Source organism: Marinobacter segnicrescens (assembly GCF_900111555.1).
In the GTDB taxonomy this organism is placed as follows: Bacteria; Pseudomonadota; Gammaproteobacteria; order Pseudomonadales; family Oleiphilaceae; genus Marinobacter; species Marinobacter segnicrescens.
Window position 1 is genome coordinate 76388 of sequence record NZ_FOHZ01000003.1, and the last position, 21200, is coordinate 97587.

Annotated in this window: 25 protein-coding genes; 10 read left to right on the forward strand and 15 right to left on the reverse strand. The window is 59.5% G+C overall.

Going from position 1 to position 21200, the window contains the following annotated elements; translation table 11 throughout:
• Positions 1 to 38 precede the first annotated feature (38 nt).
• Positions 39 to 647, reverse strand: coding sequence for a LysE/ArgO family amino acid transporter (locus tag BM036_RS04535; RefSeq protein ID WP_091849054.1), 609 nt, complete (start codon positions 645 to 647; stop codon positions 39 to 41).
• Between the two features lie 116 nt (positions 648 to 763).
• On the opposite strand from BM036_RS04535, the gene arfB reads away from it, so the two are divergent.
• Positions 764 to 1174 (forward strand): alternative ribosome rescue aminoacyl-tRNA hydrolase ArfB, encoded by a 411-nt coding sequence (arfB, locus tag BM036_RS04540; protein WP_091849334.1) that lies wholly within the window; start codon positions 764 to 766, stop codon positions 1172 to 1174.
• On the opposite strand, the gene BM036_RS04545 is transcribed toward arfB, so the two are convergent.
• Positions 1175 to 1657, reverse strand: coding sequence for a winged helix-turn-helix transcriptional regulator (locus BM036_RS04545; RefSeq protein WP_091849055.1), 483 nt, complete (start codon positions 1655 to 1657; stop codon positions 1175 to 1177).
• 112 nt (positions 1658 to 1769) lie between these two features.
• On the opposite strand from BM036_RS04545, the gene BM036_RS04550 reads away from it, so the two are divergent.
• On the forward strand, positions 1770 to 2498 hold the full coding sequence (locus BM036_RS04550; protein ID WP_091849056.1) for an SDR family oxidoreductase: 729 nt from the start codon (positions 1770 to 1772) through the stop codon (positions 2496 to 2498).
• Positions 2499 to 2523: 25 nt separating this feature from the next.
• On the forward strand, positions 2524 to 3108 hold the full coding sequence (locus BM036_RS04555) for a 2-hydroxychromene-2-carboxylate isomerase (protein WP_091849057.1): 585 nt from the start codon (positions 2524 to 2526) through the stop codon (positions 3106 to 3108).
• A gap of 34 nt (positions 3109 to 3142) precedes the next feature.
• On the opposite strand, the gene BM036_RS04560 is transcribed toward BM036_RS04555, so the two are convergent.
• The 4 genes from BM036_RS04560 to BM036_RS04575 all read right to left on the reverse strand — a co-directional run bounded on the left by BM036_RS04560 (position 3143) and on the right by BM036_RS04575 (position 4812).
• Complete coding sequence (locus BM036_RS04560; protein ID WP_091849058.1) at positions 3143 to 3409, reverse strand: DksA/TraR family C4-type zinc finger protein; 267 nt, start codon at positions 3407 to 3409, stop codon at positions 3143 to 3145.
• 1 nt (position 3410) lies between these two features.
• The gene (locus BM036_RS04565; RefSeq protein ID WP_091849059.1) at positions 3411 to 3734 is read right to left on the reverse strand and encodes an antibiotic biosynthesis monooxygenase family protein; all 324 of its coding nucleotides are present in this window, start codon (positions 3732 to 3734) and stop codon (positions 3411 to 3413) included.
• Positions 3735 to 3746: 12 nt separating this feature from the next.
• On the reverse strand, positions 3747 to 4514 hold the full coding sequence (locus BM036_RS04570; RefSeq protein WP_091849060.1) for a glucose 1-dehydrogenase: 768 nt from the start codon (positions 4512 to 4514) through the stop codon (positions 3747 to 3749).
• Positions 4515 to 4617: 103 nt separating this feature from the next.
• Complete coding sequence (locus tag BM036_RS04575) at positions 4618 to 4812, reverse strand: hypothetical protein (RefSeq protein ID WP_091849061.1); 195 nt, start codon at positions 4810 to 4812, stop codon at positions 4618 to 4620.
• Between the two features lie 221 nt (positions 4813 to 5033).
• Here BM036_RS04575 and BM036_RS04580 point away from each other — a divergent pair, with 221 nt between their 5' ends.
• Positions 5034 to 7028: a hypothetical protein gene (locus BM036_RS04580; RefSeq protein WP_091849062.1), complete on the forward strand. Its 1995-nt coding sequence runs from the start codon at positions 5034 to 5036 to the stop codon at positions 7026 to 7028.
• A 43-nt stretch (positions 7029 to 7071) separates the two neighbouring features.
• Here BM036_RS04580 and BM036_RS04585 read toward each other — a convergent pair whose 3' ends face one another.
• A complete protein-coding gene (locus tag BM036_RS04585; protein ID WP_091849063.1) occupies positions 7072 to 8643 on the reverse strand; it encodes a PQQ-dependent sugar dehydrogenase in 1572 nt (523 codons plus the stop codon).
• A 116-nt stretch (positions 8644 to 8759) separates the two neighbouring features.
• Between BM036_RS04585 and BM036_RS04590 the strand changes: the two genes are divergently transcribed.
• Together BM036_RS04590 and cspE are read left to right on the forward strand one after the other, a co-directional pair.
• Entirely contained in the window at positions 8760 to 9728 is a 969-nt protein-coding gene (locus BM036_RS04590) for an MBL fold metallo-hydrolase (RefSeq protein WP_091849064.1), read from the forward strand.
• Between the two features lie 227 nt (positions 9729 to 9955).
• Positions 9956 to 10162: a transcription antiterminator/RNA stability regulator CspE gene (gene cspE / locus BM036_RS04595; RefSeq protein ID WP_091849065.1), complete on the forward strand. Its 207-nt coding sequence runs from the start codon at positions 9956 to 9958 to the stop codon at positions 10160 to 10162.
• Between the two features lie 104 nt (positions 10163 to 10266).
• On the opposite strand, the gene BM036_RS04600 is transcribed toward cspE, so the two are convergent.
• The 4 genes from BM036_RS04600 to BM036_RS04615 are packed head-to-tail and all read right to left on the reverse strand — an operon-like array spanning position 10267 to position 13769.
• A complete protein-coding gene (locus tag BM036_RS04600; RefSeq protein WP_091849066.1) occupies positions 10267 to 10446 on the reverse strand; it encodes a hypothetical protein in 180 nt (59 codons plus the stop codon).
• 54 nt (positions 10447 to 10500) lie between these two features.
• Positions 10501 to 11628: a dihydrolipoamide acetyltransferase family protein gene (locus BM036_RS04605; RefSeq protein WP_091849067.1), complete on the reverse strand. Its 1128-nt coding sequence runs from the start codon at positions 11626 to 11628 to the stop codon at positions 10501 to 10503.
• Between the two features lie 33 nt (positions 11629 to 11661).
• On the reverse strand, positions 11662 to 12690 hold the full coding sequence (locus tag BM036_RS04610) for an alpha-ketoacid dehydrogenase subunit beta (protein WP_091849068.1): 1029 nt from the start codon (positions 12688 to 12690) through the stop codon (positions 11662 to 11664).
• Positions 12687 to 13769: a thiamine pyrophosphate-dependent dehydrogenase E1 component subunit alpha gene (locus tag BM036_RS04615; RefSeq protein ID WP_091849069.1), complete on the reverse strand. Its 1083-nt coding sequence runs from the start codon at positions 13767 to 13769 to the stop codon at positions 12687 to 12689. The genes BM036_RS04610 and BM036_RS04615 overlap by 4 nt, the downstream gene beginning before the upstream one ends.
• 300 nt (positions 13770 to 14069) lie before the next feature.
• Between BM036_RS04615 and BM036_RS04620 the strand changes: the two genes are divergently transcribed.
• Positions 14070 to 14882 carry a hypothetical protein gene (locus BM036_RS04620; protein ID WP_091849070.1) on the forward strand — a complete coding sequence of 271 codons (813 nt, stop codon included), beginning with the start codon at positions 14070 to 14072 and terminating at the stop codon, positions 14880 to 14882.
• Between the two features lie 60 nt (positions 14883 to 14942).
• Here BM036_RS04620 and BM036_RS04625 read toward each other — a convergent pair whose 3' ends face one another.
• Entirely contained in the window at positions 14943 to 15512 is a 570-nt protein-coding gene (locus BM036_RS04625; RefSeq protein WP_091849335.1) for a histidine phosphatase family protein, read from the reverse strand.
• A gap of 125 nt (positions 15513 to 15637) precedes the next feature.
• Between BM036_RS04625 and BM036_RS04630 the strand changes: the two genes are divergently transcribed.
• A complete protein-coding gene (locus BM036_RS04630) occupies positions 15638 to 16093 on the forward strand; it encodes a YaiI/YqxD family protein (RefSeq protein WP_091849071.1) in 456 nt (151 codons plus the stop codon).
• 169 nt (positions 16094 to 16262) lie between these two features.
• Here BM036_RS04630 and BM036_RS04635 read toward each other — a convergent pair whose 3' ends face one another.
• Positions 16263 to 16478: a dodecin gene (locus BM036_RS04635; protein ID WP_091849072.1), complete on the reverse strand. Its 216-nt coding sequence runs from the start codon at positions 16476 to 16478 to the stop codon at positions 16263 to 16265.
• Positions 16479 to 16947: 469 nt separating this feature from the next.
• Here BM036_RS04635 and BM036_RS04640 point away from each other — a divergent pair, with 469 nt between their 5' ends.
• Positions 16948 to 18072 (forward strand): PQQ-dependent sugar dehydrogenase, encoded by a 1125-nt coding sequence (locus tag BM036_RS04640; RefSeq protein WP_091849073.1) that lies wholly within the window; start codon positions 16948 to 16950, stop codon positions 18070 to 18072.
• Between the two features lie 55 nt (positions 18073 to 18127).
• Here the strand turns inward: BM036_RS04640 and BM036_RS04645 are convergent, their stop codons facing one another.
• Positions 18128 to 18541, reverse strand: a complete 414-nt coding sequence (locus BM036_RS04645) for a GFA family protein (RefSeq protein ID WP_091849074.1) — start codon at positions 18539 to 18541, stop codon at positions 18128 to 18130.
• Positions 18542 to 18816: 275 nt separating this feature from the next.
• Here BM036_RS04645 and dacB point away from each other — a divergent pair, with 275 nt between their 5' ends.
• A complete protein-coding gene (gene dacB / locus BM036_RS04650) occupies positions 18817 to 20340 on the forward strand; it encodes a D-alanyl-D-alanine carboxypeptidase/D-alanyl-D-alanine endopeptidase (protein ID WP_177185993.1) in 1524 nt (507 codons plus the stop codon).
• A gap of 82 nt (positions 20341 to 20422) precedes the next feature.
• Here dacB and BM036_RS04655 read toward each other — a convergent pair whose 3' ends face one another.
• Positions 20423 to 21196 carry an SDR family oxidoreductase gene (locus tag BM036_RS04655; RefSeq protein ID WP_091849076.1) on the reverse strand — a complete coding sequence of 258 codons (774 nt, stop codon included), beginning with the start codon at positions 21194 to 21196 and terminating at the stop codon, positions 20423 to 20425.
• Positions 21197 to 21200: the final 4 nt, after the last annotated feature.

Consider the following 21200-nt stretch of genomic DNA (forward strand, 5'->3'; position numbering starts at 1 on the left):
TCCATAAATATAGCAGGTAACCTGGCGTCGGCATTCGCTTAGCCCAGCCCGCTGATGGCCAGGTGCAACGCGATACCCGCCATCATCAGGCCGATGAGCCCGTCGATGATCCGCCAGGCAATCGGTCGGGACAGCAGGGGAGCCAGCGCCGAACCACCCCAGGCCAGCCCCCCGAACCATAGGATCGAGGCGCTGCTGGCACCGGCGACGAACGAGGTGGCACTCTCCTGCTGTGCGCCGATGGCTGGGATCAGCAGCAACGTATCCAGGTATACCTGGGGATTGAGGAGGGTAACCGCCAGAGTGGTGAACAACACCCCTTTCAGACTCTTTGCCCCGGCTTCGCCGGTCTCCAGCCGGTTCCGCCCCCGGCCTGCCCGGACAAACGCCTGTACCGCCAGCCAGCCCAGGAAAACCACACCGAGCCAGCGCAGCACCTCCAGCGCTTCTGGAACCGCCATCAGCGCAGCACTGATCCCTAGCATCCCGGCACTGAACAGGACGACATCGGAAATCATGCAGAGCCCGGCGGACCACCAGTGGTGCTCCCGCCGGATGGCCTGGCTCAGCACGTAGGCATTCTGGGCGCCAATGGCGATGATGATGCCGCCACACACAAGCAATCCAGTAAGATAACTTTCCAGCACACCTGCCTCGATAGGTCTTGGGGGAAAAGCCGAAAGGATACTCCACCGGCCCGGCATCGCAAGCCTGCGTTTGTTACACTCGTTGGCCAATTCTGTTGAGGTTCATCATGGCAACGTTGCTACGCCTGTCCAACGCCGTAGAACTGGCTGACTGGGAAGTGGAGATCACCCAGATCCGCGCCCAGGGGGCCGGCGGACAGAACGTGAACAAGGTGGCAAGCGCGGTTCACCTGCGCTTTGATATCAACCGGTCCTCCCTGCCGCCCTTCTACAAGGAACGTCTGCTGGCCCTGTCCGACCACCACATCACCAAGGATGGGGTTATCGTTATCAAGGCACAGTCCTTCCGCACCTATGAACTGAACCGCCAGGACGCTCTGGACCGGCTTCAGGTGCTGATAAAGGATGCGGTGAAAATTCAGAAAAAACGCCGGCCGACACGCCCTACCCGCTCGTCCCAGCGCAAACGGGTGGACAAGAAGACCCAGCGGGGAAAGACCAAGGCCCTTCGCGGCAAGGTGATGTGATCAGGGCAGAACCTGTTCGGCTTCGTCCTCTGGCTTCCAGCCAACACCCACCTGAACCTGGATATCCCGCGCTGTGACAGGCTCGCCGCATTCCGAGCAAACGGTTACCGGCTGCATGACCTTGCCGCAGGCCTTGTGAACATGCTCTATGGGCGCGCCACGCTCGTCAGCCATGTGGCGGTCACCCCAATTCACCAGCGCCAGGATGACCGGGTGTAGGTCAAGGCCTTTCTCGGTCAGCCGGTATTCCTCCCGTAAGGGCCGTTGTTGATACGGAACCTTCTTCAGTACGCCCTCTTCCACCAGCTTCTTCAGTCGATCGGTGAGCACGTGCCGGGTGATTCCAAGCCGCTTCTCGAACTCATCGAACCGCCGGATGCCCAGAAAGCAGTCCCGCAGGACCATCAGGGTCCACCGGTCTCCAACTACTGACAGGGTTCGGGCCAGGGAACAGGGTTGTTGATCAAGCTCTTGCCAGCGCATGGATGACCTCACCAAGACATTCAGATACAGAATAACTTGACAGGTTCTTTTTTGGAACCGACTATTGGTTAGTTCCAAAAAAGAACTCTTACAACATTCCGGAGGACCCATCATGTCCAGCAACGAAGTTGCCGTGGTCATCGGCGCAGGCGACGCCACAGGTGGCGCCATAGCTCGCCGTTTCGCCCGGGAAGGTTATACCGTCTGTGTCACCCGGCGCACCGCTGAGGCCCTCGCGCCACTTACCGAAGCGATTACGGCCGATGGCGGTGCCGCCAATGCCTTCGGTTGTGATGCCCGCGATGAAGACGCCATGACTCGCCTGTTCGATCACATCGAGCAGGACATCGGCCCGGTGGCCGTTGTGGTGTTCAACATTGGCGCCAACGTCCGCTTTCCCATCACCGAAACCACCGCCCGGGTCTACCGAAAGGTTTGGGAAATGGCGGCTTTCGCGGGCTTCCTCGCCGGGCGAGAAGCGGCTCGGGTCATGCTGCCCCGCCAGCGGGGTACCATCATCTTTACCGGCGCCACGGCTTCCCTTCGAGGCGCCAGCGGATTTTCGGCTTTTGCCGGCGCGAAATTCGCTCTGCGGGCCCTGGCCCAGAGCATGGCCCGGGAGCTGGGCCCGCAAGGCATCCATGTGGCCCACAGCATTATCGATGGCGCCATCGACACCGACTTCATCCGTAACAACTTCCCGGACCGTTACGCCCTGAAAGACCAGGATGGCATTCTGAACCCCGATCACATTGCCGAGCAGTATGTGCAACTCCATCACCAGCCCCGGGATGCCTGGACCCACGAACTGGACCTGCGCCCCTGGATGGAAACCTTCTGATCGAAAACAAAGCCGGAGACAATCCATGAGCAAGACCATCGAGTGTTACTTTGACGTAGGCAGCCCCGCCAGCTACCTGGCCTGGACCCAGTTGCCTGACTTGGCCCGGCGGCACAACGCCGAACTGGTTTGGAAGCCGATGCTGCTCGGCGGCGTCTTCCAGGCCACCGGCAACCAGTCCCCCGCCGCCATTGAAGCCAAGAGCCGTTACTCCCGCATGGATATGCAGCGGTTCGCGAGACGCTATGGCGTCACCCTGAACCAGAACCCCTACTTTCCAGTGAACACCCTTCAGCTGATGCGCGGCGCCGTGGCCTTCCTGGATACGCCCCGTTTCAACGACTATCTGACGGCCGTCTTTAACGCCATGTGGATAGATGAAGAGAATATGGCAGACGCTGACGTTGTCGCCCGGGTCCTTTCTGCCGCCGGTTTCGAGCCCGGAGATGTCGTGGCCCGGGCCAGTAATCCGGAGGTCAAGGAACGCCTGAAGGAGATAACGACCGAAGCCGTGGAGCGGGGTGTGTTCGGGGCACCAACCCTGTTCGTGGGCGAAGAAATGTTTTTCGGTCAGGACCGGCTGTGGATGGTGGAGGAGGCACTGGGCTGAACAGGCAGCCGCTTAGGGGGTTTGGAGAGTGCCCTCAGCGAAGCTGGGAGTCCTTGCTGCCCCGGCGGTTGAAAAGGCTATTATCCGTCTGTTCCCTGTCCCGCTCACTCTGGCAACGCACACACAGTCGAACGCCTGGCAGGGCCTGTCGGCGAGCCTCAGGAATAGGCTCGTCGCATTCCTCACAATGGGTCAGGCTCTCCCCTTGCGGGAGGCTGGCGCGGGCACGTTCCAGGGCGTCTTCCACGGTGCTGTCAATCTGCTCCTGAACGGCACCGTCCTTTGACCAGCCACCGGCCATATCAGTCCTCCTTCCGGCCGGGTGGCATGACTACCCACTCCGGATCTTCAAACTCGCCGACGGGCGTAATATCAACGAATGGCGCCGCACTGCGGATAATCTCGGCAATTTCCGGGTTATGCTGCCCCTCCATGGCATCCCGCTGGGCCTTGCTCTCCCAGCTGGCAATGGCGATCAGGGTGTTCGGATCACCAATCTTGCGGTGCAACTCGGTACCCCGGGCGCCCGGAGCCTGCTGGATCAGCTCACTGGCCCTTACCCAGGCATCCGCGTACTCCTCAGCGGTGTGTCCATCTTTGATGCGAACCTCGAAGATAAATTTCACTGGTCCTCCCGGTCAGTCCTCGTAGATCATCTTGCGGGTCATGCCACCGTCCACCACGATATTCTGCCCGGTGACAAACCCGGCATTATCCGAAATCAGGAAGGCCACGGTAGACGCAATATCGTCCGCCCTGCCGACCCGCCCCGCGGGGTGCTGCTCATGGTCGCGTTGCGACAGGGGCTCAACATTGTCCCCGGCGCCAGGCTGTTCGGCCCGCACGTCTATCCAGCCGGGACTGATGCAGTTTACCCGGATCTCCGGCCCCAGGCTGACAGCAAGGGCATGGGTCAGCGCCACCAGCCCACCCTTGGTGGCGGCATAGGCTTCTGTGTCAGGCTCAGACTGGAGCGCCCGGGTTGAGGCAATATTGACGATGCTGCCCCGGGTTTCACGGAGATGCCTGATACCATGCTTCGTCATCAGCAGTGGGCCGGTGAGATTCACATCCAGCCGTCGCTGCCAGACTGACAGGTCCAGGTCTTCCACCGGTCCGTTATCCGGGTCGGCAAGCCCGGCATTATTGATCAACGCATCAAGCCGGCCGGCCCACGCCATGGCCTCACCGAGGGCTTGTTCAACCTGGGCTTCCACCGAGACATCTGCGTGAACAAAATACAGATCCCTGGTACCGGGATGCTGTGCAAGGAAATCGATGGCGGCCTCACTATCGACGTCGCAAAACACAACCCGCCAGCCCTGGTCCAGCAGATGCCGACTAATACCGCGGCCGATACCCCGGGCACCGCCCGTCACCAGCGCAACCTTATTTTCCTGGCTCAATACTCCCCCTTAAATAATTGAATGCAGCGTAAGGCCTGTATAGCTACCCGGCCTGACACCGGCCGGGCGACTAATAAAGAGCCAAGTGGAATTGGCGGGTCACTCAGTAGGTAATACCGTGACGATCGAAGATCTCGTGAACCTCCCGGGCCTCTTCCGGGGGCATCTTGACCCGGATCACCTGTGCTTCTTCATCAATGTAGATAAGGTCCTGTGGGATATCGCTTCCGATCAGGTCCTCCCTTGTGTTGCGAGCCTGCTCAATACTCTTGAACGTTCCGTTAACGGCCTTGCTCATAATCCATTCTCCTTGTGTCAGGTGCACCTTAAAGAATAGTTGTCCGTCTGATACCTGTAAAACAGCGACAGAAATACCCGATCGGGGCGCAAGGGCGACCAATTCAAGAATTAAACATTTCTTTACAATCATATACCTCGTTCAGGGGATTCCTGCGTCACCAACACCTGACAGCATGACATGGCGGTAATAATCGATTTAACCATGTCACAGGAGTTCCCATGGAGCAGTTCAAGAAGATCCTCTTAGTCCCGGCCATTGCCTCGGTTCTCACCCTCACCGCCTGCGGTGGGGGCAGTAGCAGCAGTAGTGACATCACTGATGGCGATGATACCGGCTCGACCGCCAGCGTCAGCGGTATCGTTGAAGTACCCGCAGCGTCCGCCAGCGCCTTCGCAGACCAGGGTTCGCTGGCATCGATCGCCAATTTCTTCATCAGCCCGGCCGCTGCCGCGATTCTGGGGCTGGAAGCCGTGGAAGGCGCGCGTGTAGAGCTGATTCGAATTGACAATGATGGCAACCAGGTGGGTGACGTTATCGCCAGCACCTATACGTCCACCGATGGCAACTACGAACTGGACCTGCCCACAGGCGTTGACCTGTCCGGCGACCTGATTGTCCGCATCACCGGCACGAACAACGCCACCATGAGTGCGATGGTGGTAGAGCAGGCGATCGACATCAACCCGGCCACCGATTTCGTTGCCCGCAAGTTTATCGAAAGCGATGCCGACCTGGGTTCTCTCGAACTGTCTGAGGTGGTGGAGTTGCGTGGCCAGGTGGAAGAGTTCGACCTGACCGCTGACCCGAGTGCCGATATCGAAGCCATGCTGGCGATCCTGGACAGCGAACTGGGTGAGTTCGTGGAATCCAGTGTGACCAAGATCTCCACGGAGGAAGGTGATACCAACACCATTGCCGGGAACTACTACAGCTCCGCGTTCAGCTACGACCTGCACGACAGCGACCTTGGCCAGGGGGCAACCCTGGGAGTCGAGATCTGGCTCAATGACTTTGCCTTTGCGACCGGCGCCGACGGCCAGGTTGATATCACCCTGGGCTCCGAGGAAGGTGCCGATGCCGGCCTCCACAATCACAGCTATGTCTGGTTCGACACCTGGATAGAGGAGATGAACGAAACCTTCCCTGGCACCTATCTCGCCAACGGTGTACTGACCATTGAAAGCAAGTTCAGCGAAGAACTGGATACCGATGATGGCTATGGATGGCGCTGGCTGCCCGTTATGCTGAACCTCCAGCAGGTAGGCGACAAGGGGCTGTTCGTATTGCTGTCCCAGGAAGCCAGCGCGCGCTACGCGTTAACCGAGGACAATACCGGCATCGACCCTGACGCCAAGGAGGGTGATGAAATTTCCCGGGCCCTCGAAATCTTCGCCCGCCAGCCCTCTGGTATGACGGATGCGGACCTGGCCGGCGACTTCGGGCGTGTCTACATCGAGTCCTACCTCAACAGTGGCAACATTGAGGTTCTGACAGAGACCAACACCCTGACCTTTGACGGCGCTGGCAAGCTCGATGTGGACGCCCTCTCCGGCCACCGTCTGTCGATTTCCCCCTCAGGTGCTGCCTATGAAACCGTATCTGAGGTAGCCGAGACCGGTCTGCCGGTGGTGCTGAGCGAGTCCGGTGACGGAGATATCGTCTCCATTGGCGGTGAAAACCAGGACGGATTTGTCAACGATACGTTTGATTTCATCTCGATCGTCAGTGCGGAAGGAACCAATGGTACTGATGGCATGGTAGGCCAGACCCTGATGGTCAAGTTGCCCGCCAGCACGCCGCAAGTCTCCGGCAAGCGCTATCGCCTGATGTCCCTGTCACTGGGACTGGCAGGCAATACCAGCGATGGCAGCTCAGAAGTGGAAATCAGCAACAGCCAGTTCAACACTTACCTTTCCATGGAAAGCCAGACCGAAGCCACGGTTGAAGGCCGCTTTACCAACGCCAGCATTAACGGCCTGGCCGGTGACATGGAAATTGACAAGAGTGCGGATACAGAGACCCTGAGCGGTGCTGTGTCCATCGGTTCCAATGGCGCTCTGACCATCACTGTTCCGGAAGGCGAAGAAACCACCATCATGGAAGGCTTCTTCAACCAAGATGCCAGCATGGCCCTGCTGACCAACCGGTATGGTCTCACCGGCGGTGATCCCAGTGAACTGGGCCTGGTCGTCCTGATCGAAGTGACCGACTGACCTGTAAGCAACGGATCCTCTGGCCCGCCCCGGCGGGCCTTTTTTATGGCACCAGTCGCAGAAGCTGGCCGGATGCAGCGTCCGTAAGCAGGTAAACCAGTCCATCCGGGCCCACGCGGACATCCCGGATGCGTACACCAAGCTCCCCCAGCAGACGATGCTGCCCAGGTGGTTGTTCCGCCAGCGATACCCGGTATACCGCCTGGTCGGCCAGTGCTCCAACCAGCAACTGTCCTTGCCAGTCGGGAAACGGGTCGCCGCTATAGATAGCCAATCCCGAAGGGGCAATCGAAGGCGTCCAGTGCAGCTCGGGCTGACGTGTGCCCGGGTATTCGGTGAAGGGCGTCACCCGTGCCCAGGTATAGTCCAGGCCATGGGTAGCCACCGGCCAGCCATAATTGACGCCAGCTTCGATGACGTTGATTTCGTCGCCACCCCGGGGCCCGTGCTCATGGGCAATCAGGCGCCTCTTTTCGTGGTCGAACGCCAGCCCCTGAATATTGCGGTGTCCATAGCTGTAGATTTCCGGCAATGCCTCCGGGTCTCCAACAAAGGGGTTGTCGTCCGGCACCGAGCCATCCGGGTTCAGCCTTACCAGGGTGCCGAGGTGGCTGGACAACTTCTGGGCTTCCTCCCGGTAATCAAAACCATCCCCCAGGCCCATCACCAGGGTGCCGTCTGGCAGCCAGGTGATTCGGCCTCCATAGTGAGCTGCACCAACCTTGGCTGGCATGGCACGGAATACTTCCTCAACACCCTGCAACTCGCCGTTTGCAAGCCGCCCGCGGGCGAGACAGGTATGGTTTGCCTGTTCTGTGCCGCAGGCATAGCTCAGATAGAGATACCCACTCTCAACGAAGTCCGGGGCGGGCAGCACCTCGAACAAACCGGCCTGGGCCTGGTTGAAGACCTCTGGCATACCGGTGACAGGCTCAGGTAGCAGCTCACCATCCCGGGTAATGATCCGCAACCTGCCCGGGCGCTCTGTAACCAGCATCCGGCCATCAGGCAGGAAGGCCAGGGACCATGGATGCTCAAGGCCGGAAACCACCGTCTCCAGCTGATAACCCGGGCCAGACTGAGCCGAGGCCTGGTCAAATGGCAGAGCCGGCACTGCGGCAAGCAGTACAGCCGCAACCGCACTTGCATTGCCCTTGCGACGGGGAGCTGCAGAGGCCATGGCGGCGAATACCCAGCCGGCGATGGCGGCCGTCACCAACATGGCAAGCATTCCTTCCGGGGCCCGGGTGGCGGCGATCAGCGTAGGCGGTGGCGCCATGGCATCCACCAGGGTGAAGGTCACCCAGAGACCGACCGCCGCTGCCAGTGCACAGCTTACCCTGCGCCAGGATTGCAGCACACGGCGGGTCAAGGCCATAGCCGTCACCTGTGAAATCAGGAAGCCGACACCAAACACCATCAGGTACACCGGCCCGAACTTGGCCGCGTCTTCGAGGGTGGTACCTAACCAGGTCCCGATACCGATCTCCACACCCAGTCCTCGCAAAGCCAGCAGGTTGATCTGTGTCTGCACGATGGAACCCAGCAGGGCACCAGTCACCAACGCAGTAGCAAAGGCCAGGACCACTTTCGACCAGGGTAGACGGTTACTCATAGAACCTCGCTGTCAGGTATTTTGTTATGCTCGTACTGCGACCTGGACGTCCGGGCGATGTCCTGCCGCCCAGTATCCTGGCGTTGACGACTCCAGTGTAGTTTAAGGATGCATCAGTGGAACTCACTTTCCTTGGCACCTCAGCCGGCACACCCACAAGGGCCCGCAACGTTACTGGCCTTGCATTGCAACATGGCGGCCCAAGGCATTGGTACCTGGTTGACTGCGGCGAGGGTACCCAGCATCAGCTGCTGAGAACCCGCCTGTCCGTTATGCAGTTGCAGGCAATCTTTGTTACCCACGTCCATGGCGACCATACCTTCGGCCTTCCCGGGCTTCTGTCCAGTGCCTCCATGAATGGGCGAACAACGCCGCTGCCGATCATCGGTCCACCCCAACTGCGGAACTTCCTGGAAATCACCCTGGCCAGTACCGATTCCAGGCTGGGTTTTGAACTGCAGTTTATCAACGCCGAGGCCGACGACTTTCACTGGCAGGACGACGCCGTTGGGGTGACCAGCATTCCCCTGTCCCACCGAGTCCCGTGCCGCGCCTTCCGCTTTGACGAGCTGAGGGTTGAGCGCAAGTTGCTGACCAGCAAACTGGAAGCTGATGGTGTGCCCGCCGGACCGGAATGGGGGCGCATCCAGAAGGGCGAGGACGTCACCCTGCCCGATGGCCGCTACATTGCCAGCAAGGATTACACCGAGATCCCGCGACCACCACGGCGGGTAGTGATCGCCGGTGACAATGACACCCCGGAGTTGCTGGCGGGGGCTTGCAGAGAAGCCCACCTGCTGGTCCACGAAGCCACCTACACCCGAAACGTGGCAGAGCGGGTTGGCCCCTGGCCCCAGCACAGCTCTGCCGAACAGGTAGCGCTGTTTGCCCAGGCAATCGGGCTGCCACACCTGGTACTGACCCACTTCAGTTCCCGTTACCAGTTTCAGGCCGGTCGCGGCCCGGTAATCGATGAACTGGCCGGCGAGGCCAGCGCGTTCTATGACGGCAACCTGGTGCTCGCCCGGGATTTCATGCAACTTCGCCTGAACCGGGATCTCTCCCTGGAAGCACTGGATGCGTAAATATACCCACGAATGAAAATAACAGTAGCTTTTCCCGGGGAAGGTGCGTAGATTGGGCGACGTAGGAAAGAGTTAGCAAAGCAGTTCATCAATAAGACGACCTGTCAGTAATTGTAGTGTACGTCCTGTTTTTGATCCCGCGCGTTTCTTTTCCGCACAATGCTGACCAGCCCAACAATGGTCCCTGGCGGCGCATTAATCAGATTGATTTCAGGATATTAAAAGATATGTCTACAGTTACCGGTACCGTCAAGTTCTTCAACGAATCCAAGGGCTTCGGCTTTATCACTCGTGAAGGCGGCCCCGACGTATTCGTTCACTTCAGCGCTATTCAGAGCAGCGGTTTCAAGACCCTGGCAGAAGGCCAGCAGGTTGAGTTCACCGTTACTCAGGGCCAGAAAGGTCCGCAGGCGGAAAACGTTGTTGCCCTGTAAATAACAGGTCACAGCACGTAAAAAAGGCAGCTTCGGCTGCCTTTTTTAATGCGTGTTATTTATCCCTGACAACTTGCCAGGCACGCCTGCGCAGGCTGCATGCCCTACCCAAAGTAATGCCGCAATATCCCCAGAATCAGTACCGCCGCCATCAACGGAATGATCCACCGGGAAATCCGGCTTTCATTGATCGCATCCCCCTTCGATGCGTGCTTTTCCAGCAGCGGCACCAGAATGAACAGGGCAGCGAACAGAACCACCAGTACGATAAATAATGTCGTCATGCTAGCTACTATGGTGTGCCCGCGGCCAGGTTTCAACTTCGGACACAGGTCCTGTTACCCGTTCGAATCAACACCAAGGGCCTCCACCAGTGCAGCCATGAACCTTGCCGCCTCACCACCGGTGGCGGCCCGGTGATCAAAGGTTACTGACAGCGGCATGATACGGCGCACAGCAGGTTTACCCTTGTGTGGCACTACCTTGTCACGAATTTTCCCGGCCCCCACGATCGCCACCTGTGGCGGGCTCACAACGGGGTTGGCGTACTGTCCTGTCATGGTACCGAAGTTGGACAAGGTAATAGTAGCGCCCTGCATTTCCCGGGGTGGAATCTTGCGGGTTGCCACCGCCTCCCGGAGGTTTTCCAGCCCCTGCCGCAGGTCTTCCATGGAGCGGTGATTGACGTCCCGCAGCACCGGCACAAAGAGTCCGTCGGGTGTATCGACGGCAATGCCGATATGCACCTCATCCAGCAGGCGCCGGCTCAGGTTATCGCCATCGAACCAGCAGTTCAGGGCTGGTGAGGCCTCGCAGGCGCGGGCCATTCCCTGCACCAGGCGCATGGTAATGTCGGTTCCCTTTTCCCAGTCGTGGATGTCGGCATCCTCAAAGATCGACACCGGCACCACCTGGGCATGGGACAGCGCCATGTTCTTCGCCATGGTGCGCCTTGGGCCTCGCAGCCCCTCCGCCTCTCCCAACTGCTTCTGGTGGCTGGCCTGGCGGTGTACGTCGTCATTGGTAATGAGACCACCGGGGCCACTGCCCTTGATGTTTTCCAGGCTGATACCCAGCCTCTCTGCCAGGGCCCGTACCCCTGGGGTGGCCCGGTTGGCGCGGGCGCGCTTGCTGGAGGGGGCTGCGCCGATGATGAAGGAGTCCGCCTCGCCCTGACCGTCCCTTGCCTGCGAGGACTTGAGTTCGCCCACGACCGTACCGCTGTCGTCGCCTTCTCCCTCGAACGCCAGCAGTGGCTCTCCCGTATGGATAATATCTCCCGCCTCACCGAACAGCCTGGCAATAATGCCCGCCTCCGGGGATGGCACTTCGACGATGGCCTTGGCGGTCTCCACGCTCACCAGCACCTGGTCCACTTCAACGGTGTCGCCGACCTTCACATGCCATTCCACGATCTCGGCTTCCGGGAGGCCCTCGCCGAGATCGGGCAACTTGAAATTCCTCATGACGTTACTCCCTGCTAACCCTCGCACACTGACTCAGAGCGCTATCACCTGCTCTACGGCTGCCACGATATCGTCCACTTGCGGCAGGTAATGCTGCTCGTTGCGGTAATAGGGCATCACCGTGTCATAACCGGTCACTCGCACTACCGGTGCCTGGAGGTCCAGGAAGGCGCCTTCCGCAATCGACGCAGCCACCTCGGCACCCACACCACCATTGCGGCAGGCTTCGTGGACAATCACCGCCCGGCCGGTCTTGGCAACAGAGCACAGCAGGGTTTCCCGATCCAGGGGGCTGATGGTGGCCACATCGATCACTTCCGCCGATACACCCTGTTCCGCCAGACGGTCGGCAGCCTGCAGGGTTTCCATGATCGACGCGCCCCAACTTATCAGGGTAATGTCGTCGCCCTCCCTCAGGGTAAAACAGGTGTCCAGGGGCAAGGCCTCGCCATTGTCCATTACCGTCTGGGTCACAGCCCGGTAGATGCGCTTTGGTTCCAGGAAGATCACCGGGTCCGGGTTACGGATGGCGGCCAGTAACAGGCCGTAGGCACGCTGGGGCGAGCTGGGAATGACCACACGCAAGCCTGGAACATGGGCAAACAGCGCCTCGGTGCTCTCGCTGTGGTGCTCAGGTGCATGGATGCCGCCGCCAAACGGAGCCCGGTATACCAAGGGGCAATGGAGCCTGCCACGGGTGCGGTTACGCATACGCGCAGCATGGCTGATAATCTGCTCACAGCCGGCGTAGATAAACCCCATGAACTGGAATTCCGCCACCGGCTTGAGCCCCTGGGTAGCCATGCCTACCGCGGTGCCGGCAATCAGGTTCTCGGCCAGTGGAGTGTCCATCACCCGCTTGTAGCCGAAGCGCTCCTTCAGACCTACCGTGGCACGGAATACGCCGCCATTGGTGGCGATGTCCTCTCCGAGAACCACCACCGAATCATCATTGGCCATTTCCCTTGCGAGGGCCAGGTTGACCGCTTCCACCAGGGTGACCTTGTGGGCAACCGGTGCGCCCTCCCCGTGCCGGATGGCATTCTCTGCAGACGCATTCATGACCTTACTCCTTCGACCTTGCGGGCAAGCCGCTCACGCTGGCCGGCGAGGGCAGCAGGCAATGTCTCGAACAGGTAATCCACCATGGCAACAGGCGGCTCCGGCGCTTTTTCAAGGTAAACATGAACCGCCTTATCCACCTTGTCCCGGCAGTGAGCCTGGAGCTCTTTCTCCTTGTCTGCGTCCCAGTGCCCGGCCCGGTGAAGGTAACTCTGCAGGCGCTTGATACCGTCCTTGTCCCAGGCACTTCGCAGCTCGTCCGCGCTACGGTAGCGGGTGGCGTCATCAGCAGTGGTGTGGTCACCCAGGCGATAGGTCACTGCCTCGATGACCGTAGCGCCCTTGCCCCCATGTGCCCGTTCAAGTGCATGCTCTACAGCCTCGCTGACGGCAAAGTAGTCGTTGCCGTCCACGATGTGCCCGGGCAACCCGCCGCTGACAGCCTTCTGGGCAATGGTTTCGCTTCCGGTCTGCAGGCCACGCGGGGTGGAAATGGCCCACTGGTTGTTGGCCACCACAAACACGACCGGCAGGTGCCAGGCCCCTGCCAGGTTAACGCTCTCCAGGAAATCCCCCTTGGATGTGGCACCATCCCCCAGGGTAACCACGACCGCCCGCTTCTCGTCACGGATGCGCATGGCCGAAGCGATACCTACGGCATGGCAACACTGGGTAGCAATCGGAACCGATATCGGCAGGTCCTGGGGGCAAAGTTCCCAACCTGCACTGCCGCGCTCGTCGCCGCCCCAATAGAGCAACATGTTGACCATGGGCACCCCTCGCAGCAACTGCGTAGCCTGGTCACGGTAATAGGGTACAAATACGTCGTGCCGTTCCATGCACTGACCAATGGCGGTCCCGATAACCTCGTGGCCCAGCACGGAAGGGTAGGTACCGCATTTGCCGGTTCGCTGCAGGGCGATGATCTTCTGGTCCAGGGTGCGGGCAAGCACCATATTGCGGTAGGCATCGAGCAGACGATCTGCATCAGCGGACAGTGCCGGTAATTCATCCAGCGGCTCACCGGCATCGTTCAGGTAGCGGACATAGTCCACCGTAAGCTCATAACGGTCTTTCATCCCCGTCTCCTCACACCGTGGCTTCCCGGGCTTGTGGCCTGTTGCGTCACGATGGCTGTTGGTGGGTGCCCCGTGGATCTCACGGGCCTGTCCCTATTTTCTAGTCGATGGTCAGCAATTGTTCAACGGAAACGAGACACGGTTCTCGCTAATGACCACAAACTGAGACGTTATCAGCTATCGTCTTGTTAATGACAGGGAATCGCACCAGAATTCGCGGCAGCATACTACCTGACGCTTGTCCGGGGCTGCTGCCCTGACACGACAGGCCCGTTCAACAGGACACAAGGACTGAACTCCATGATCCGAAGATTTCCCACCTGCTCTCTTCTGATAGCCCTTGCGCTTTTGTCTCTGTCAGCCCGTGCACTGGAGCTCGGTGACCAGGCGGAAGTGCTAACCAGTGAAAGCGGGATCTCGGCCACCCTCGTGCCCACGGCAGATGGCAGCAAGGCACTGCTCAGGCTCAATGGTGTAGACCATCCGCTGGATGGCGTGGTGATGCTCACTGAGGTGGAGAAACGCCCGAACGACGAACGGGCCTACCGGGCAGAAATCAATGGCAAGCTTCGCTCGGTCGTGGTGTTTGCCCGCTCCTACTGGGCACCCACCGACTACACCGCCTATATTCCGGGGCGTGAAGAGCCCTATGCACTGGTCGCCGACGAAGCGGGCGGTGCATCGGTGGACCGGAAGGCGCTGATGGCTGAATACCAGCAGCAAATGGAACAGGGGGTTCAGGCAGAGCTGGCGCGGTTCGATCGTGACGAAGCGCTGAAGCGGCAGCGCCAGGCACTTGCAGCCATCGACAAGTCTGCCAGCACCGTCTGCGGCACCAGGGTGAAGACCCGGGTGAACTGGGATGGTCTGGGCGATGAGCAACTCAACAATCTGAGCATCTCCGGATACTGCGGCCAGGTCGCGGCGGAAATGGAATACCTTTGCCGCAAGGATAGCGGGTTCAAGCAGAAGGTGGCCGAAATTTCCGAGGTGGATTGCGGATTCGGGGACGCCCTGGACCTGCGCCGGAACGCAAACAAACTGGTCTTCCAGACCCGGGAGGAGGCCGACAATCAGCGTGAAGCCATCAATGGCTTCCTGCAGAATCTCTGAAATGGCTCTGCAAATCCCTGGTGACCTATGGCCTGCCGCCTTTCGGGCTACCCGGAAGGCTCAGGGCATAACCGTGGCCAGTATTGTGGGGTTGTCCGATAACGGCAGGGCGATGATCACACCTTCACCCGATGACGGATACACTCCGGTAAGTCGGGTAATATTCACCTGGTGAGATACCAGCACCACTGGTAACCCCGGCTTCAGCTCGTTCACCAAGGCAATGGTCTGACGCGTCTGCATATCACCGTTTCCCCGTCCGGCAAAGAACGAGTTCAGTGGCGGCCATTCGGTAACCTTCCCTATAGCCATTTCCGTTGCCGTGTCCCGGCTACGACACCATTGGCTGGTATAGACCCTGGCCTCGCCAATACCATGTTTCCAGAGCAATTCCTTCCAGGCGCGGGCCTGCTCGCGCCCCCGGTCATTGAGATTGCGCTGGGTTGAACAGTCATCCAGGGCAAAATTCTCCGGGTCACCCGTACCGGGGGCCAGTGCGTGGCGCAACATCAGCAAGGCCCTGCCCTCCTGCAGAGCTTTCCAGGCTTCCTCATCAGCCGAGACCGCCGAAGCCGTCAACGCCGAAAGCAGTAGCAGCAGAGCAGAACAAGCCAGGCGACACAGGATCATGGTTTGGATCTCCAATTTCAACCAGCCATATTATCTACCGTAACCTGCGCCCAACGGACCATCGGCTACCATTACCATCCACACGCGGTTACACTCCCGCCAATATCCAAACCGGAACCGTTACCATGCCAATATGGGTCGATGCCGATGCCTGCCCCGTCCCCATCCGCGAGATTCTGTGCCGGGCCGCCGCCCGCTGGCAGATCAACACCACGTTCATCGCCAATCACTTTATCAAGCTGCCCCCGAGCCCCTGGATTCACGCGCGGCAGGTACCTCACGGATTCGATGTGGCCGACCAGGAAATCGTCGCCCAACTGACCACCGGAGACCTGGTCATCACCCAGGATATCCCCCTGGCTGCGGAGGCCATCGAACAAGGCGCTGATGTCTTCAACCCCAGGGGGCAGGCTTTCACCCGCGAGAATATCCGCCAGCGACTGGCCATGCGGAATTTTATGGAAGAGATGCGCAGTGCGGGCCAGGTTACGGGTGGGCCAGCAGCGTTCAGCCAACAGGACCGAAAGGAATTTGCCGACCAGCTCGACCGCTGGCTGCAGAAGAATCACCGCAAACCCTGACCGAATAATACGCTCGGTTGAAAGTGAGAGGCGCAAGCGTCGGGCAGTAGCATGGAGGCTATAAATGACCAGGACACCCCGGGTATTTACCCCCATAGAAAGGCAGCCAGCACCCGGCCAGTGCGGAACAAGGTAACCGGGACTGGCTTTACCTGACTGGCCTGCGAGATTAGCTGTTTTCGATCCGGAACCCGACCACGAGGCTGACCTGGTAATGGCCTACCTTGCCGTTCTCGATATGCCCCCGGGTTTCCGTCACCTCGAACCACTCCATATTGCGGATGCTTTTGGCGCACTCTGCGAGGGCATTTTCGATCGCATCCTCGATACCGGTTTTCGACGAACCTACCACTTCGGTCTTTTTGTACACGTGATTGGCTGACATAGGATAAACCTCCTGTCGTTTGCTGCATGAAAAGCCACGGCTGTGGCGTTTTGCTCAAGGCTCACGTGTTCAGTGTAGCCCTGACCGGGGAACTTCAACGGTCAGCAGGCATTACGTATGCTTAAGCTCTGCTGGTTCACCCCATGACCAGCAATGATGCGATCAGCATGATGACCATCGCTGTCGCAGCCAGCTTGATACCCTCCTTCACTTCCTGTTCGAACATAGACTTCTTCTCCTGTGATGATTCCTGGACCGGCAAACCCGCTTTGGGCCAGGGTAGTAACAAGTCTCCCCTATACTTTAATGATATTCATTCTCGCTTGCAAAGACTATCTCACAGACTCGTCGTATATACCCTCGTTAGGGACTTCAAACATAACTCGCCGGTAATGTTTCTTTGGTGGCTGGCCCGGTACGGTTGATAAACTCAGGTATGTCCCGCAAACAGCACTCTATGGAGGCACCCATGTCAAAGGCGCTCACTATGGCGACAACACTGGCGGTAGCAGCCCTGCCTGCATCGCTGGCGGCGGCAACGGTCCACGACTCTGATCAGGCACGGTTCCAGGTCGAAACGGTGGCGTCCGGGCTTGAACACCCATGGGCCATCACCTTCCTGCCCGATGGCAGCAAGCTGGTTACGGAGCGAGCGGGACGCCTGCGCATCATTCGTGACGGAAAGCTGGCGGATGAGCCGGTTGCCGGCGTGCCGGGAGTCGCAGCCCGTGGTCAGGGGGGGCTACTGGACATCCTGCTACACCCTGATTTTGAGCAGAACCGGGTCGTGTTTCTCAGCTATGCCCACGCCAACGAGGCGGGCATGACCACGCGGGTGGCACGGGCTGAACTCCGGAATGACTCCCTTGAAAACCTTGAAGTGATCTTCGAGGCGGAGCCCCGCTCGGGTACCACCCGACATTTCGCCGGACGCATGGTCATTCCCGCCGATGGCTATCTCTACGTGGCGGTCGGCGACCGCGGGGAGATGGATCGCGCCCAGGACTTCAGCGACGATGCAGGTGCGGTCCACCGGATCACGGTCGACGGCGAGGTGCCTGCCGATAACCCGTTCATGGACCGAGAGAACACCCGGAAAACCCTGTTCACCAAAGGCAACCGTAATATTCAGGGGATGACCCTGCACCCGGACACAGGAGCCATCTGGAGTCACGAACACGGCCCCCGCGGCGGTGACGAGATCAATATCATAGAAGCAGGCACCAACTATGGCTGGCCGGACATTACCTACGGCATCAATTACAGCGGCACACCCATAACCGACGACACCCACAGGGAAGGCATGGCACAGCCGCTGCACTACTGGGATCCGTCCATAGCCCCCTCGGGCATGGCGCTCTATACCGGCGAGGACTTTCCCGACTGGCAGGGAGACCTGTTTGTCGGCGCCCTCAAGATGCAGAAGCTGGTGCGACTGGAGCTGGACGATCGCAGTATAGTTGAGGAGGAAGACCTGATCGCCAGCCTCAACAAAAGGATCAGAGCCGTCGCCATGGGCAACGATGGCCACCTGTGGCTGCTGACGGACTCGGCCGATGGCGAGGTCCTGAGGCTGGTACCGCCCAGCCCCTGAGACGGGTTACCTTACGGAAAGCAACCCTGTGACCCGGAACCGCAGGGTCCAGGGTTTAATGAGGGTCGTTGGTTCGCTCGGTTTTCTCGTACTGGGGAACGTCATCGGTGATTGGGAACCAGTCAGCCTTGGAACCGGTAAATACATGGGCGCCCGGGCCCTTGCCCAGGGGCTCGTTAATGACACCCGTTCGCAGCCTCAGAATACCTGGAATCGCATCAACCCGGCTATATAGCTGACTACCACAACGGCTGCAGAACGCCCGGTATTTTCCGGGCCGGGACTCAAACTCGGTAATAAGCTCTTCGCCGCCGGTAAAACGGAAATGCACCCGCTGCACCGGAGCGCTGGCTGAAAAGGCGCTGCCATGGGCCCGGCGACACTGGCTGCAGTGGCAAAGTGCTATGGGCCCGAGGGGACCGTCGTACTCAAATGATACTTCGCCACACAGGCAGTGCCCCGTCAGCATCGTTTCCAACTCCTTGATTGAACTCTATGAAATACGGTTCTGGTCCGCGCATTCTAGCAACCTCTGCCGGTCCGGGCAGCCCTGTACAAACCTTTGACTTCCCGACATCGGATAACCGGTGCCCTACACTTCGTAACCAGCTGTCACAAAAATGCTTTAATTCCCATAGTCTGCTGTCATTTTTTAACGTTATGTATAGGCCGGGAACATAGTCGCCATACAGAAATTAAGCTAAGGTTAGATAATCAGCCCCCACCACGATGGATGTTCCTGCCATGCTTCTTCGAACACTGACCACAACCAGACTGAGCATCCTGGCCCGCTCGCTGGGAGCAGGCATTATTGCGACCAGCCTGCTGGCAGGCATGGCAACGGCAGCCCTCGCCGAGGGAATGGACAAGCGTATCTGGGGCAGTGAGGTACGCGGCTTCGCGGAGGAGTCCCTGAAGGACCTCAACGGCCTTAGCGTCGCTGCCATTCCAATGGATGGCCCGGGTATCGAGCAATACGTCAACGCCGACGCGGTGATGAGCCCCGGCTCCATCATGAAGGTACTCACCACCTATGCGGCGCTGGAAATCCTCGGCCCCAATTACCGCTGGACCACCAGCTTCCTGACTGACGGCACCTTCGAGGGAGACACCCTCAAGGGCAACCTGTATGTCCGTTTCGGTGGCGACCCGAAACTCACCATTGAACGCCTGTGGACGGTGATCCATGAACTTCGTTCGCTGGGGGTCAATACCATCGAGGGGGATATCGTACTCGACGGACAGGTGTTCCTGCTTCCCGACGGCCTGCCGCGATTCAATGATAACGGCAACAACCCCCATCGCCCGTTCCTGGTGGAACCATCGCCGGTGCTCCTTAACATGAACCTGGTGCACTTCCAGGTGCGTGCAGATGAACGAGGTACCCGCGCCTGGTCCACGCCTGCCCTGCCATCCGTCACCATTGACAATCGCATCACCTCCGTGGCGTCGGGCTCCTGCCCCGGTCGCCGGCAAATCGACTGGACCCCGGTATTCGACCAGGCCGGCAAGGTCACCGTCAGGGTGGAGGGCGAACTGCCCGAAGGCTGTCGCACCACAACCTACCTCTCGCTGCTGCCCCACGACCGCTACAGCGGCGAGATTCTCATGTCCCTGTGGCGTGAGCTTGGCGGCACCATCACCGGTACCTGGCGGTCCGGCACGATTCCACCTGACTCCCGGCTGGTGACCAGCAGCACGTCACCGGACCTCGTCACCATGATTCGTGATATCAACAAGTGGAGCAGTAACGTGATGGCCCGCCAACTGCTGCTGACCATTGGTGCCAACAATCGTCACGAGGCAGATAAAGACGACCGGGTTTCAGGCATCCGGGCGATCTATGACTGGCTGGAGGGCAAGGGCATTGACACCCGTGGCATGGTCATTGACAACGGCAGCGGGCTTTCCCGGCATGCCCGCATGAGCGCACGACAGATGTCTGCCATACTGGCCCAGGCCTGGTCGAGCCCCTATGGTCCCGATCTCATGACCTCAATGCCGCTGACCGCGATGGATGGCACCATGGCAAGGCGCTTGCGCAACCTTGGTATGGAAGGCATGGGTCGCATCAAGACCGGCCTGTTGCAGGACGTTCGCTCTGTTGCCGGTTTCACCCGGGACGACAACAACACAACCTGGGCTGTGGTGGGCATCGTCAACCACTCACCGGCCTGGAACGGACAGGCGCTTCTGGACAAAGTGCTGTATTCACTGCACCGCAACCCGCCCACCGGGACAGCCCTATCCCAGGCTGATACCCGATAACACCGGCGCCAGCAAAAAAGCCCCGGCCTGACCATCAGGACCGGGGCTTTTTTTGGCGCTCGACTGGCAGGAGCCGGACGGATCAGACTGTCAGGTAACCGCCATCCACATTGACACAGGTACCGGTGGTATAGCTGGAAGCATCAGAGACCAGGTACAGGACCGTGCCTGCCATTTCATCCGGATGCGCCATACGGTGCATGGGAATATGCTCCATGGCACGCTCACGGATGCTGTCATTGGTGGTCAGGGCGCTCGCAAATCTGGTGTCGGTCAGGCCGGGCAGCAGCGCGTTGACGCGGATATTGTCCGGGCCGAGTTCGCGGGCATAGGCCCGTGTCATGGCAATAACCGCCGACTTGGTGATGGAGTAAATGCCCTGCATGAAACCCGGTGTCACGCCGTTGACCGATGCCACGTTCACGATGGCCCCCGGCTGGCCCTTCTCCTTCATCAGCTTGGCCGCTTCGGCACACATGAAGAAATAACCACGGATATTCACGTCCACTGTCTTCTGGAAGGCCCCCAGATCCGTTTCCTCGATCTTGCCGAAGTACGGATTGGTGGCTGCATTGTTCACCAGGATATCCAGCTTGCCATGCTTTTCGCGTATGTGTTGCCAGATGGATTCCAACTGTTCCATTTCCCCAATGTGGCAGGCCACCGCTTCAGCGCTGCCGCCATTTTCGCGGATACTGCTGGCCACGGCCTCGCAGCCATCGATCTTGCGACTGCTGACTATGACGTGGGCGCCATTGTCCGCCAGCAATCGGGCAACGCTTTCACCGATACCCCGGCTGGCACCGGTAACCAGGGCCACCTTGCCATCAAGGTCGAACAGGTTCTGTTTGCTCATGTAT